This is a genomic window from Paenarthrobacter sp. YIM B13468, from assembly GCF_042788025.1.
Lineage (GTDB): Bacteria > Actinomycetota > Actinomycetes > Actinomycetales > Micrococcaceae > Arthrobacter > Arthrobacter aromaticivorans.
This window is the reverse complement of the sequence record NZ_JBHZPI010000012.1, coordinates 101,623-114,143: the sequence shown is the minus strand read 5'-3', so window position 1 is coordinate 114,143 and position 12,521 is coordinate 101,623. Positions and strand designations below refer to the sequence as shown.

The following is a 12,521-nucleotide window of genomic DNA, read 5'->3' as shown; positions in this document are numbered from 1 at the left end:
AGACGATTTCTCCCTGTCGGCTTCAAGGCGTTTGCGTTTTGAGTAGCGCAGGGACACTCTTCTGTTCCTGCGCTTGAGCGAGACGAAGGTACTGGTAGACGGTCTCCCGGCTGATTCCGCATTCCCTGGCAAGGACCGATTTCGGCACCCCAAGGGCAGCACGGCCAACAAGTTCTGCCGCCTTATCCACAGTGAGGGACTTTTTACGTCCACGGTACGCCCCGCGCTGTTTGGCCAGAGCGATGCCTTCGCGCTGCCGTTCCCTGATCAGCGACCGCTCAAATTCAGCGAAAGCACCCATCACAGAAAGCATGAGGTTGGCCATCGGGGAGTCCTCGCCGGTGAAAACCAATCCCTCTTTGACGAACTCGACCCGAACGCCCTTCCGCGTTAGCGCCTGGACGAGGGACCGGAGGTCGTCAAGGTTCCTGGCCAGCCTGTCCATGCTGTGCACGACGACGATGTCGCCGTCGCGGGCGAAGCGGAGCAACTCGGTCAGCTCGGGCCGGTTCGCGTCCCTTCCTGAGGCCTTATCCGTGAAGACGCGGTCGAGAATTTCACCCTCGAGTTGTCGCCGTTCGTTCTGGTCGAGAGTGCTGACCCGCACGTACCCGATTCTCTGGCCAGCCATAAGTGCCTCCAACCTCGGCATGTCAGGTTGAACTCTAAGAATCCCACCGGGGCCTGTCCAAAAAAAGGCCATCGGGCTCTAACCTGACGTGATATTAGCCGCGTGCCTGACGTCAGGTTGGGGTGTAAGCAAAACCCGACACCGACGTTGCCCCCGCAGGGCGGATAGCCTGTTGTCAGAGCCGGCGTCAATGTATATGGACGACGCTGCTCATCTTCTGTCGCGAACGAGCGTTTTCGTGTCGCTCAGACTGGTGGGTTATTCAGGGCGTGGGACGGGCGCAAGAGCCCTGGCGTGAGGCCTTCAGCCGGGTCGTTGCCCAACTGAATTACCTTGTTGTTGTAGTCCACGTGGCTCGTAGGATTTGGCTTCCTCCGTGGTCATTTCGGCGTAAGTGATCAGAATAACAATGTCGTTTTCCTGTACCAGATGGGCTGCCGGGCCGTTGATGCCGATCACGCGCCCGAGCCGCGCTCTCCAGCGATGGTGTTCGAGCCTGGCGCCGTTGGTTACGTCCACAATGGCCACAAGTTCACCGGGGAGTATGTCTGCAGCGTCAAGGAGGTTCAGGTCAACGGTCACGGAACCGACATAGTGTTAGTCGGCATGGGTGACGGTGGCACGGCGAATTTTGGACTTGATCATTGTTCGATTCATAAGAAGCTCCGGTAGTTGGTCCTTGTTTTAGACTGGTCCACAGGAGCTTGGGATGAAAGTTTTCAGCGTCGAAGGACCGGCCGAAATTGATTTCTAATAGAAGTTCACGGATTCAGGTGCCGGCAGGAAGTGCGCGAAAACCTGGCATCCCTCCTTGCGGAAAATCATCTGCCTTGAGGTGGCACCTTCCGCCGAAATCCAAAGAATCGATTGGTCTGGCATTACGGCCTCTACCGTTCCGTTACGGAAGAATTCCCCGTCTCTCCAAATCTCTACACGCTGCCCAAGGGCGCGATGCCAATCTGGTTGCAGGTGAAGGTCCATAGGGTTACTCCTTTATGCATGCGAGTTGGCTTGGAAGCGCTGTGTCAGTGTTCGGCGAGCCTTGGCGGTGAGGTGCCGCATGGCGTTGCGATAGTTAATGATCCGGGTGATCATCTGACACCTCACCGCAGGATTTTGGGCTGCAGGAGGCTGCCAGCTAGACGGGACGCTGTTCATGCCCGTTATATTCGCTGAGGGGGCGGATCAGAGAGTTGGAGGCCAGTTGTTCCATGATGTGTGCGGTCCAGCCTGTGATGCGGCTGGCGACGAAGATTGGGGTGAAGGTGGGGGTGTCGAAGCCCATGAGGTGGTATGTCGGTCCGGCAGGGTAGTCGAGGTTTGGCTTGATGGCTTTTGCCTCATCCATCGCCAGCTCCAGGCCGTTGTACAGGCCCAGTAGTTCATGCCGGCCGTAGTGGGCGATCATCTTGTCCAGCGCGTCCTTCATGGTGGTCACGCGGGAGTCGCCGTGCTTGTAGACGCGGTGTCCGAAGCCCATGACTTTCTTCTTCTGGGCCAGCGCGTCTTCCATCCATGCCCGGGCCCGTACCGCGGCTTCCTCCATGGCTTCTTCGCTGCGGATGCCGATCTCGTCGAAAGTATGCATGACGGCTTCGTTGGCCCCGCCGTGCAGCGGGCCTTTGAGGGCGCCAATGGCAGCGGTAACTGCCGAGTGCAGGTCCGAGAGGGTGGAAGTGACCACACGGGCGCTGAATGTCGAGGCGTTGAAGGAGTGCTCCGCGTAGAGGATCATCGAGACGTTGAACGCCTCAACTACCTCATCCACGGGGTCTTCGCCGAATGTCATCCACAGGAAGTTCGCGGAGTAGTCCAAGTCCTCTCGCGGTTCCACCAAGTCCAAGCCGTGGCGGCGGCGCTGGTCGAAGGCCACCACGGCGGGCATGGCGGCCCACAGGTCGATGGCTTTTTTCATATTGGCCTCGGGGGAGGAATCCCCTGTCAACTCGTGCCGGGCACCGAGAATGGATGCCGCCGTACGGCATACGTCCATGGGGTGCCCATCTTCCGGCAAGGCATCGATGATGAGTCTGAGGGCCGGATCGAGGGCGCGGCCGGCCCGCTCACGGGCGGTGAATTCAGCGAGTTGGGCCTCGTTTGGCAGTTCACCGTTCCACAGGAGGTAGGCGACCTGCTCGAAGCTGCATTTGGCGGCCAGTTCCTGGACCGGGTACCCCCGGTACAGCAGAGAGTTCGTGTCCGGGTTGACCTTCGAGACGGCGGTGTAGTCCACCACGACGCCGGCGAGGCCTTTTTTGATCGTTGTATCAGTCATGCGAACTCCTTCGTTGCAGTTCTCGTTTATCGTGTGCCGGGGATTTGGAAGTTGAAAATGCCGGAATCGAATTTGTTGTAGGCCTCGTAGTCCACTAGGTCGTAGAGTCGGGTTCTGGTGAGCATTTGAAGCACGCGAACCTCCTGGCTTCCGAGGCTTCTTAGCGTGTCCAAGAACTGTTCAGTGGCGACCATCGCACTGCGCATTAGCGTGACGGGGTAAATGACTATGTTCACTCCGACGTTCTGCAGCTGTTTGGTGGTGAAGAGGTCGTTTTTGCCGAACTCGGTCATGTTGGCCAAGTTGGGCACGTCCACGGTGCCCCGGATGGCACGGAATTCATGGAGGTCACGCATGGCTTCGGGGAGATCGCATCAGCGCCGGCGCCCACGAGGGCCTTCGCCCTGGCGGTTTTGGATTTTAGGCGGATCATCGAAGCCTCTGGGACGATGGAATCGTGATGGTTGCGGCGCGCAAGGCTATAGGTTCCAGCGTTTCGTGCCTGTGGTGAAGCAAGAACTCGTGCCTGTAATGGAGCCCGATCCATGGGGAGGCAGTCATCTCATCGATTTCCAAGCTTAGATGTGAAGGGGACGTCTCTTTCTGAGCCCCTGAGTTGGACGCCCGAGAAGAGGACGCATCTTCGTCACGGCTTGCCGTTGGCGAAAGATCTTGACGTTTGCGCAGGAGCATGGTTTGTCCAGCTTTCGGAGTAGCAGGAATGAAGTGGCTGCGCTGGGGCCTTGTGGTGGTTCCTGTAGGTAGCGCGGAAGAAGAGGATATGGTGTGTAGGCGGAATGCGGCTGCTAGGTGGAGGGGCGGCTGCAGCCGCATCCGCCCAGCTAACTTTGCTGCTAGATAGAGGCCTTAGCCGACTGGCCGGCCACCGGAGCAGGGACGCCAGGTGCGTCCTGTCCATAGAGCCAGTCGCAGTATTGGTAGTTGCCGTCGCCGCGGCTCTTGAACAGCAGGTTCCGCAGCACCCTGCCGAGGCCCGAGACGTGCCAGGACTCGCCCCAGGTGCGGGCGGTGCGCTGGACCTTGGCGGTGCGGGCGGCGCGGGCCTCGTTGAAGGCTTTAAGCGCTTCTCCCCACGCCTCGTTATCAATCCCGTCAGCCTTGAAAACAGTGTCCCGGCTGATGTCCTGCAGTACCGCGGCGTCTTCAAGGGCCTGGCATGCCCCCTGCGCCAGGTACTGCAGCATGGGGTGGGCGGAATCGCCGATGAGCGTCATGCGGCCGTTGACCCAGTTTCCGATGGGGTCCCGGTCGTACATGGGCCAGCGCATGCTGGTTCCAAGGTTCTTCAGTGCGTTGCGCACAGCAGGTACGCAGTCCCGGTAAGCCGCTTCGAGTTCGTCGACTCCGCCGTACTGCTCCTCACCGCGTTCAAAGGATGCGGACTTGAAGACAGCGACCGTGTTCAGGAGTTCGCCCTTCCGAAGCGGGTACTGAACGAGGTGGCAGTCAGGTCCGAGGTACACAATGACGTCTTCCAGGTCCGCTGTTGACGTTTCCGGGGAAATGGGAACCGTCCCGCGGTATGCGACGTAGGCAGATGAGACCGGTCCATCGTTCGCGACGGTTTGGCGCAGCGTGGACTTGAGCCCATCGGCTCCAAGCACGGCATCGGCTTCGAAAACAGCGCCGTCGGCAGCATATGCCCGGGCCCGATTGTCTAGCGTATCTACCCGTTCGATCTTAACGTTGTTCTGCAGGGCAACGCCCAGCTCCTGGCAGGCTTCCAGCAGGATCCGGTGTAGATCACTGCGGTGAATCACTACGTAGGGGGCGCCGTAGCGCTCCTCGAATTCGCCGCCCAGGGTCTGGCGCGTGAGTTCTTCTCCGGTTATCGCATCGCGGAACACCAAATGCTTCGGCCGAACGCCGATCTCCAGTGCCTTCTCAAGCAAGCCCCAGCGCTTCAGTGTGCGGGTGGCATTGGGTGCCATCTGCAGGCCAGCGCCGACTTCGCCGAATTCAGGGGCCATTTCTACCAAAGTGACGTCGGCTCCGTTTTCCCGGAGCGCCAATGCTCCGGCAAGTCCCGCCATTCCGCCACCGACGACGAGTACATCTGTGGACGATGAGGTTTTAGACAAGATTTACTCCTATTTGGGCTGTGCTTCTGTGTGATAGTGGGCACTAGCATCGTTCGCACCCGGGAATCGCAGCAATACAATTCTGATATGCAGAATCAGCGCATCCAGAAAAAACCGATGTACCCCATTGAGGCAGTAGACAACGCGCTTCGCCTGCTCCAGTTGCTGCGCGATGGTGGAAGCCTTCGGCTCAAGGACGCGGCGGCCGAGCTTAGTGTGGCGCCCTCAACTGCGCACCGGCTGCTCGCAATGCTGGTGTATCGGGGGTTTGCCGTACAGGACGAATCACGAGTGTACTACCCGGGTGCAGCCGTCGGCGCGGGGCCATCGGGGCTTGGCTGGGCACGTCTCCTGCGCACAGTTGCCCAACCTCACTTGGAGCTCTTATCTACAAAGATCAACGAAACAGTTAATCTGATGGTCCGGGTCGGCACCAACGTCCGGTTCCTGAGTACCGTCGAAGGTACCAACGCACTCCGGGTCGGAGACCGTCAGGGGAGCGTCATGCCAGCGTACAAAGCATCCGGTGGCAAGGCCATCCTGGCGGAATTGGATCCGGAGATGGTCAGGAAGCTTTTCGGCAGCGGCACCGCTGAAATCTCGGGGGACAGTATCCCAAGCCAGGACTATCCGGCATTCGCCAAGGAATTGGAGCTTGTCCGCCAGCGGGGCTTTGCTGCCAACTTTGAGGGTACTGAGGAGGGCATCAGCGCGCTAGGGATGGCTCTTCATAATGGTAAGGGTGAAGTAGTGGGCGCATTAAGTGTCGCCACGCCTGTGGCGCGCTTCCGCCCCTTGTTCGATCGGGACCTTGTGCCCATCATGGCTGAGACAAGACGGCAACTCGAGATCGATATAGCTGCCAATCCCGCCTAACCCCGTTCAGAGAAATTTGGCGAACAGATTCTTTTGGCCAGAATATTCTGTGGTCCCGGGGAATGCACGCTTACTGTGGCACTAGCCAGTGAACTTTGCCCTCGAGGAGGCCCCCGTGTCCATCAGTGCCGAAAACGCTACTCACGAGTCGGTAGCGGCTGCTCACTCTGTTCCGGAGCATACGCCTGAAGAAGCTGTCCAGCTCAAGCAGCTGTATAAGGACTTCGACCGGGAAAACCTGATCCCTTTGTGGACGCAGATCGCAGACCTGATGCCGATGGTCCCGTCCCCTAAGGCGCTGCCGCATGTCTGGCGCTGGAATGATCTCTACCCGCTCGCTGCACGCTCCGGAGACCTGGTTCCGGTTGGCCGGGGCGGGGAGCGCCGGGCGATCGCCCTTGCCAACCCGGGGCTGGGTGGCAAGCCCTATGCGACACCGACGCTGTGGGCAGCCATCCAGTACCTCGGCGCTCGGGAAACAGCCCCCGAGCACCGGCACTCACAGAATGCCTTCCGGTTCGTCGTCGAAGGGGAGGGCGTCTGGACGGTCGTGAACGGTGATCCTGTCCGAATGTCCCGCGGCGACTTCCTGCTGACCCCGGGTTGGAATTTCCATGGGCACCACAACGACACCGATGAGCCGATGGCTTGGATCGATGGCCTGGACATTCCTTTCGCGCATTACGCCGATGCCGGGTTCTTCGAGTTCGGCACCGAACGGGTCACCGACGAAGCCACTCCTGACATCTCCCGCTCGGAGCGGCTCTGGGCCCACCCCGGACTGCGCCCGCTGTCCGGCCTGGACAACACCACAAGCTCCCCGATCGCCGCGTACCGCTGGGAATACACCGACCGGGCACTGCGCGAACAATTGCTGCTGGAGGACGAAGGACACCCGGCCACCGTTTCGCAAGGCCACGCCGCGATCCGGTACACCAACCCGACCACGGGCGGCGATGTCATGCCCACCATCCGCGCCGAATTCCACCGTCTCCGAGCCGGCGCTGCCACTGACGCAGTGCACGAAGTCGGCTCCAGTGTCTGGCAGGTCTTCGAAGGGTCCGGTACGGCCGTCCTGAACGGCGAAACCCGGACCCTTGAAAAGGGGGACCTGTTCGTGGTCCCGTCTTGGGCTGCGTGGTCTCTTCAAGCGGACACTGAGTTCGACCTGTTCCGATTCAGCGACGCCCCCATCTTTGAACGTCTGAACTTCAACCGCACCTATGCAGAAGGACGCAAGAACGCATGAGACTACTCACCCTCCGTACTGAAAACGGCACCAAAGCGGTCCGCCAAGACGGCGACACCCTCACCGAAATTCCCGGTTTCGCTGACGTCGGCGAACTCCTCCAAACCGAGAACTGGGAAGCCACGGCGACGGCAGCCGACGGCGAAACGCACGCCCTCGGAAGCGCCGACCTGGCCGCAGTTGTGCCCGCACCGGGAAAAATCATCTGCGTCGGGCACAACTACCGCAACCACATCAAGGAAATGGGCCGGGAAGTCCCGGAATTCCCTACCCTATTCGCGAAGTACCGGGAGTCCCTCATCGGCCCGAACGATGACCTGGCGGTGCCGCAGGAATCGGACACCGTCGACTGGGAAGCCGAGCTCGCCGTCGTGATCGGCAAGAAGGGCCGGCGCATCAGTGAAGCCCACGCCGCGGACCACATTGCCGGCTACGCGGTCCTGAACGACATCAGCATGCGCGACTACCAGTTCCGCACCGTCCAGTGGCTGCAGGGCAAGACCTGGGAGAAGTCCACGCCCTTCGGACCCGCGTTGGTCACGAAGGACGAGTTCACGGTAGGGCCGCTGATGACCTCGGCCGTGGACGGTGAAATCCAGCAGCAGACCCCCACGGGCGACCTCGTGTTCACTCCGGAATTCTTGGTTTCCTACATCTCCACGATCATCACGCTGAACCCCGGCGACGTCATCGCGACAGGGACGCCCGGTGGCGTCGGCCACGCGCAGGACCCTAAGCGGTACCTCCAGGAGGGCCAGGTCTTGGTGACCACCGTCGAGGGCCTGGGCAGGCTTACGAACCGCGTGGTCAAGGAAGCCTGATGGTCGCCCGCCACGACAAGACGACGAACCCGAACCTGCTCGACGGGTTGCTGCAGGCGCGGCGCGGCACTGCGTTCTTTGCACGCAAGCTCAACGAGCTCAACGATGAAGAGCTCGACGACGGTTCGCTGCTGCCGGGCTGGACGCGCCGCCACGTCGTGGCCCACGTCGGATACAACGCCCGGGCCATCGCCCGGCTCATCGAATGGGCCGGCACGGGGGTGGAAACTCCGATGTACGTCTCGGCCGAGGCCCGGAATCACGAGATCGACTTCGGCGCCACGTTGCCGCCGTTTGCCTTGCGGAACCTCTTCGACCATTCGGCGATCCACCTCAGTGTGGAATGGCGTGACCTGGCCGCCGACGCGTGGCACGCCAAGGTGAAGACCGCCCAGGGGCGCGTTGTTGCGGCTGAGGAAACCATTTGGATGCGGACTCGCGAAGTCTGGGTGCATGCCGTCGACCTGGCCAACGGCGCGACGTTCTCAGACATCCCGGTCCCCGTCCTTGAGCGGCTGCTCAAGGACATCACTGGCGTCTGGAAGACCCGGGGGACGGACATAGGGCTGATTGTCAGAGTCACGGGCCGGCAACAGGAACTGGTGTTCGGCGATATCGGAGCGGAGGATCCGGTCACGGTGAGCGGAACGCTCGCCGACGTCGCTTCATGGGCGACGGGACGGGACACAGCGGCTGTTACCGCCGGCCGTGCTGGCACCATAACCCCGGTGGTGTCGGCGCCCGCCTGGATTTGATCCGCGGTTCTACGTCCGGGATTGGAGCGATCGGCTGCTCGAGCTCGACGAACGTCCCGTCAAGGACCAATGAGGGCCGCGACTGCGCGGGCTGGTTGTTCGTGGCGTCAGGACCTGGCGGTACTGGAATGCGGTAAGGCAAATAGGCGCGCTTGCCTCCACCGCCTAGGCGGTGAGGAGAAGTTCCTGGGCAATAGATCCGGTCTCGCCGGCGTTCAGGATACTGATCCGGCACTCGGTCTGGTGCGGATCGATCCGAGCAGGCAGGTGATGGGATCTAGAGCAGGCGCGCAGTTGCGCCAGAGCGTCAGGTTCGACCCAGGCGCCGGTCATGTCGACCTCCAGGGTCAGGCCCCGCATGAGTGAGTTGGCGCGCTTGACCACCACATAAAGAGCCTGAACGCTGCGGACGGTGACATGACCCTGGGCCGCGACCCTAGCCCTTGCGCAATCGAGATCCACGCTGACCAGAACCTTGAGCTTTTCATTCATCTAACAACTCCCCCTTTGCCGGCCGCGACGCTGCGGCCTCCAAAAGAGTAAGGGTGAAATGTGATCCAGGCAACAAATGCACTGTCATTACATACGCCGCACCAGCGGTTGTTAGCGTGCTCGTCGTGATACCTGAAAACCCCCGCTTCGAGCACTGTCTCGAAGCACGGCGAGCCCATTGAACGTCTGCGTCAGGGTTTTGTTTGCGAATTATCTCGGCGATGCTCGGGCCTCAGGGTCTGGTTCTCTCGACGCTGTGGCTGTGGTTTAACGCTTTCGCCGTCGACGAAGGGATGACTCGTTGCGGGAACAAGTGCCGGCTCTGGGAGCCCGAGCCCGTCACCACTCGTTCCCTTTCGGTGATGGCGGCCCCGACACGGACTCTCGGTAGGTGGGAAAGTCGCTGGGAGCTGAGGCGGAGGTTCCGGCAGCCCCGAAAAGTAAACCCAACGCGGCGAATGATTCGTCGATCAGCTCGAGAAGGTCCGAGGAGTCATCGGCCAGCCATTGCTCGTATGCGGAAAGCGAAATCCCCAAGCACGCCCACGAGAAGGCCTGTGCCACCGGGGACCGACTCACCAAGCCCAGGCGTTCCCCGACGAAGTCTGCGATCACCGCGCGCCACGCCGAGTACCGCATCGTGGAGTGAGCGACCAACTCGGGGGTCTCGAGAACGATCCTCATGCGGTGTCGGTGGTTTGTGTGCTCCTCATCGGGGATCTCGTTGAACTTACGCACGGCATCGCGCACGGCAAGTACCAACGGGCGGCCCGGCACATCATGCAAGTTAGCCCGGAAGTCGACCAGCAGCTCCTCGAAATCGCCCCATGCCACGTCGTTCTTCGACGCGAAGTAGCGGAAAAAGGTCCGCCGTCCAATGCCGGCAGCATGCGCGATGTCCTCGACCGTGACGTTGGAAAAGCCGCGGTCAATGAACAAGCTCAACCCGATTCGTCCGAGTTCTGCCTTCGACGTGGAGCGGGCGCGGCCGCGTCTTGAACCGCGATGAGAAGCTGTGGGCTCGCCCACGACGGGATCGTTCAAGAAGAAACTCTTTTCATTGGCACTGAATGCCATTATTATAGGCGGAGCCGCAACGGTCGTGGCAGGCTGAAAGATCTTCGAAGAAGAGAGTCGCACGATGAACCCCAGCCTGCTATTCCCTCACACGTCGCCCCACGCTGACCGCGCCAAGGCGGCGGAGTTGGAATCGCGCATCGAAGAGGTGCCGATCAGTTCGCGAGCAGTGGGACGGGCCAATGATGCTGAACGGGATTACAGGTCTGGACGACGTCCGTCTGTGGATGTCGGAATGAGTGCGATCTCGGTGTCTAATCAGGGCGGGAACAAACCTCGACTCCGCGTGGGTGGCGATTGGGATGATCCGTGCCATCGTCGACGAGGTCGACGAAAGCATCGAAGTGCTGCTCGATGGGGGATCCGACGCGGCAATGATGTCGCGAAAGCTCTCGTATTGGGCGCGAAGGCTGTGCTGATTCGCGCTTGTCTCTGGGGCCTCACAGCGAAAGGTCGGGCAGGAGTCGAAACGTGCTCGACATTCTCCGTTCAGGTTTGGACTCGGCGACTCTCGGCCCGACCTTCTACCGTTGCAGGATCTGCGCCGCGAAGACTTATGGATACCCGAGGCGCATGTCGGCTGGGCGTGCCGGCCGACGAGAACCTCGCCGTTCGCTGATCCCTCCACGACAATCGCACCCGAGTAAACGACATTTGCGCATCGACGCCGACGAAAGGAACGAACGGCTATGGCCGATCTGTCTGAATACCATACGAAGCTTCTCAACCCCGACTTCTATACATCGCTCGCGTACAGAGACGCCTTCAAACAGCTCCGGGACGAAGATCCCGTGCACTGGGTGGAGGACTCGGACTATGGGAAGGATTACTGGACAGTCACGCGCTACGACGACGTCAAGGATTACCTAGAGTCACCGGACAAATTCAGCTCGCGCTGGGACACCCGTGTCCCTCGCTCGCCGAAACGTCGGACGCCGGAGGAGCGCCATGCCCAGGGGATCGATATCGAGATATCCCGCAGCGACAACCCCTGGCACGACGTCTACCGCCGCCCGATGAACAAACACTTCTCCGTGCCGGCGGTCGCCAGGCTGGGCCACGACATCGACGCGATCGTCGATGAGATCATCGACGACGTGGCAGAGCGAGGCGAAGCGGACCTCGTCGAGGACATCGCGGGCAGGCTGCCCATCCTGGTCGTGCTGCGCATGCTGGGCGTGCCCGAGGAGGACTGGGACCTCATTACTCTCGCCTCCTGGCAGTGGTTCGCCTCCGCCGACCCGCGCTACATCATCGACGGCGACGAGATGAAGACCCACCTCCATGGCTTAAACACCGTCATGACCTACTGCGCGGCCTTGGCCGCGGATCGGCGGAAGAACCCGCAGGACGACTTCGCGACCGTGATCGCTAACATGGAGGTGGATGGAGACCCGCTCTCGCCTCACGAGATGAAGACGTGGTTCGCGACGATCATCGCCGGCGGCCTGGAGACTACACGCAATTCCGCCTCGGTCGGCACCTGGCTCTTCCTTAACAACCCGGATCAGCGGCGATTGCTGCTGGAGAATCCACGATCTGCCAAGGGCGCGGTAGAAGAGGTGTTCCGCTGGTCGACTCCTGCCAAGAACCGGCTTCGCATCGCGAACTACGATTTCGAATGGCATGACAAGAAGATAAGAACTGGCGACTGGGTCGTGGCGTGGCTGGCATCGGCGAACATGGACGAGCGGCAGTTCGAGGATCCAAATCGCTTCGACATCACCCGATCGCCGAACGAGCACCTTGCACTGGGCACAGGCGTGCACATGTGCTTGGGTCGTAACCTCGCCCGGCTGGAGCTGGGGACATTCTTTCCGAAGCTGCTCTCAACCTTCCCCGACCTCGAAGTCGTCGAAAACGAGAACCCCAGCTGGATCGCGGACCGCAGCGTGACGGGCTTTACGGAGATGAAGGTGCGTTTCACCCCTGTAGCCCGAGGAACGAGTCGACGCGGCCTTTCGTGATCATCGCTTATGGCAGGCGGATGGAGCCTGCCCGCTGGTAACCCTTGTGATCGGCCCAGGCGCTCCTCGAGCTTGAGGTGGTGGCCCACACGAAGGTTGTCGAGGAGCGGCCTACCGGCGGTGATCTTGGCCGGTTAGTCGGAATAGTAGGCCGCGGTTAAAAGGCACTGTCGGTATGGGTAGGGCCGGGCATGTCCAGGACCGCGCGCTCGGTGATGGCCATCTGTCGGTCGGACACAGCGCGCTGAACGCTCCTCCGTCGTACTCGATAATCGT

General features: G+C 61.0%; 13 protein-coding genes and 1 pseudogene. 6 read left to right on the top strand and 8 right to left on the bottom strand.

Going from position 1 to position 12,521, the window contains the following annotated elements; all coding sequences use genetic code 11:
- Positions 1-22: 22 nt before the first annotated feature.
- The 6 genes and pseudogenes from ACFX4T_RS13115 to ACFX4T_RS13090 all read right to left on the bottom strand — a co-directional run bounded on the left by ACFX4T_RS13115 (position 23) and on the right by ACFX4T_RS13090 (position 4,960).
- Positions 23-631: a recombinase family protein gene (locus ACFX4T_RS13115; RefSeq protein ID WP_377652248.1), complete on the bottom strand. Its 609-nt coding sequence runs from the start codon at positions 629-631 to the stop codon at positions 23-25.
- Between the two features lie 303 nt (positions 632-934).
- Positions 935-1,213: an aspartate 1-decarboxylase gene (locus ACFX4T_RS13110; RefSeq protein ID WP_377652247.1), complete on the bottom strand. Its 279-nt coding sequence runs from the start codon at positions 1,211-1,213 to the stop codon at positions 935-937.
- A 168-nt stretch (positions 1,214-1,381) separates the two neighbouring features.
- On the bottom strand, positions 1,382-1,612 hold the full coding sequence (locus tag ACFX4T_RS13105; RefSeq protein WP_216926680.1) for a hypothetical protein: 231 nt from the start codon (positions 1,610-1,612) through the stop codon (positions 1,382-1,384).
- 157 nt (positions 1,613-1,769) lie between these two features.
- Positions 1,770-2,906, bottom strand: coding sequence for a bifunctional 2-methylcitrate synthase/citrate synthase (locus ACFX4T_RS13100; RefSeq protein ID WP_377652246.1), 1,137 nt, complete (start codon positions 2,904-2,906; stop codon positions 1,770-1,772).
- Between the two features lie 26 nt (positions 2,907-2,932).
- A pseudogene (locus ACFX4T_RS13095) lies at positions 2,933-3,312 on the bottom strand (methylisocitrate lyase); the annotation flags it as partial.
- Positions 3,313-3,760: 448 nt separating this feature from the next.
- Complete coding sequence (locus ACFX4T_RS13090; RefSeq protein WP_377652302.1) at positions 3,761-4,960, bottom strand: FAD-dependent monooxygenase; 1,200 nt, start codon at positions 4,958-4,960, stop codon at positions 3,761-3,763.
- Between the two features lie 135 nt (positions 4,961-5,095).
- Between ACFX4T_RS13090 and ACFX4T_RS13085 the strand changes: the two genes are divergently transcribed.
- The 4 genes from ACFX4T_RS13085 to ACFX4T_RS13070 all read left to right on the top strand — a co-directional run bounded on the left by ACFX4T_RS13085 (position 5,096) and on the right by ACFX4T_RS13070 (position 8,709).
- A complete protein-coding gene (locus tag ACFX4T_RS13085; protein ID WP_377652245.1) occupies positions 5,096-5,884 on the top strand; it encodes an IclR family transcriptional regulator in 789 nt (262 codons plus the stop codon).
- A gap of 115 nt (positions 5,885-5,999) precedes the next feature.
- Entirely contained in the window at positions 6,000-7,133 is a 1,134-nt protein-coding gene (locus tag ACFX4T_RS13080; protein WP_377652244.1) for a cupin domain-containing protein, read from the top strand.
- Positions 7,130-7,954 (top strand): fumarylacetoacetate hydrolase family protein, encoded by an 825-nt coding sequence (locus tag ACFX4T_RS13075; RefSeq protein WP_216926676.1) that lies wholly within the window; start codon positions 7,130-7,132, stop codon positions 7,952-7,954. The genes ACFX4T_RS13080 and ACFX4T_RS13075 overlap by 4 nt, the downstream gene beginning before the upstream one ends.
- Positions 7,954-8,709: a maleylpyruvate isomerase family mycothiol-dependent enzyme gene (locus ACFX4T_RS13070; protein ID WP_216926675.1), complete on the top strand. Its 756-nt coding sequence runs from the start codon at positions 7,954-7,956 to the stop codon at positions 8,707-8,709. Before ACFX4T_RS13075 ends, ACFX4T_RS13070 begins: the two co-directional genes overlap by 1 nt.
- 165 nt (positions 8,710-8,874) lie before the next feature.
- On the opposite strand, the gene ACFX4T_RS13065 is transcribed toward ACFX4T_RS13070, so the two are convergent.
- Entirely contained in the window at positions 8,875-9,201 is a 327-nt protein-coding gene (locus ACFX4T_RS13065) for a hypothetical protein (protein WP_216926674.1), read from the bottom strand.
- 339 nt (positions 9,202-9,540) lie between these two features.
- Entirely contained in the window at positions 9,541-10,245 is a 705-nt protein-coding gene (gene mftR / locus ACFX4T_RS13060) for a mycofactocin system transcriptional regulator (protein ID WP_377652243.1), read from the bottom strand.
- Between the two features lie 97 nt (positions 10,246-10,342).
- On the opposite strand from mftR, the gene ACFX4T_RS13055 reads away from it, so the two are divergent.
- Together ACFX4T_RS13055 and ACFX4T_RS13050 are read left to right on the top strand one after the other, a co-directional pair.
- Positions 10,343-10,897 carry an alpha-hydroxy-acid oxidizing protein gene (locus tag ACFX4T_RS13055; protein WP_377652242.1) on the top strand — a complete coding sequence of 185 codons (555 nt, stop codon included), beginning with the start codon at positions 10,343-10,345 and terminating at the stop codon, positions 10,895-10,897.
- Positions 10,898-10,967: 70 nt separating this feature from the next.
- The gene (locus ACFX4T_RS13050; RefSeq protein WP_377652241.1) at positions 10,968-12,245 is read left to right on the top strand and encodes a cytochrome P450; all 1,278 of its coding nucleotides are present in this window, start codon (positions 10,968-10,970) and stop codon (positions 12,243-12,245) included.
- Positions 12,246-12,521 lie beyond the last annotated feature (276 nt).

Bases quoted from the DNA above. Each gene is read 5' to 3' on its own strand.
- ACFX4T_RS13115 (WP_377652248.1), bottom strand. From the start codon at position 631: ATGGCTGGCCAGAGAATCGGGTACGTGCGGGTCAGCACTCTCGACCAG.
- ACFX4T_RS13085 (WP_377652245.1), top strand. From the start codon at position 5,096: ATGCAGAATCAGCGCATCCAGAAAAAACCGATGTACCCCATTGAGGCA.
- ACFX4T_RS13065 (WP_216926674.1), bottom strand. From the start codon at position 9,201: ATGAATGAAAAGCTCAAGGTTCTGGTCAGCGTGGATCTCGATTGCGCA.
- ACFX4T_RS13075 (WP_216926676.1), top strand. From the start codon at position 7,130: ATGAGACTACTCACCCTCCGTACTGAAAACGGCACCAAAGCGGTCCGC.
- ACFX4T_RS13055 (WP_377652242.1), top strand. From the start codon at position 10,343: ATGAACCCCAGCCTGCTATTCCCTCACACGTCGCCCCACGCTGACCGC.
- ACFX4T_RS13105 (WP_216926680.1), bottom strand. From the start codon at position 1,612: ATGGACCTTCACCTGCAACCAGATTGGCATCGCGCCCTTGGGCAGCGT.
- ACFX4T_RS13070 (WP_216926675.1), top strand. From the start codon at position 7,954: ATGGTCGCCCGCCACGACAAGACGACGAACCCGAACCTGCTCGACGGG.
- ACFX4T_RS13090 (WP_377652302.1), bottom strand. From the start codon at position 4,960: ATGGCGGGACTTGCCGGAGCATTGGCGCTCCGGGAAAACGGAGCCGAC.
- ACFX4T_RS13100 (WP_377652246.1), bottom strand. From the start codon at position 2,906: ATGACTGATACAACGATCAAAAAAGGCCTCGCCGGCGTCGTGGTGGAC.
- ACFX4T_RS13050 (WP_377652241.1), top strand. From the start codon at position 10,968: ATGGCCGATCTGTCTGAATACCATACGAAGCTTCTCAACCCCGACTTC.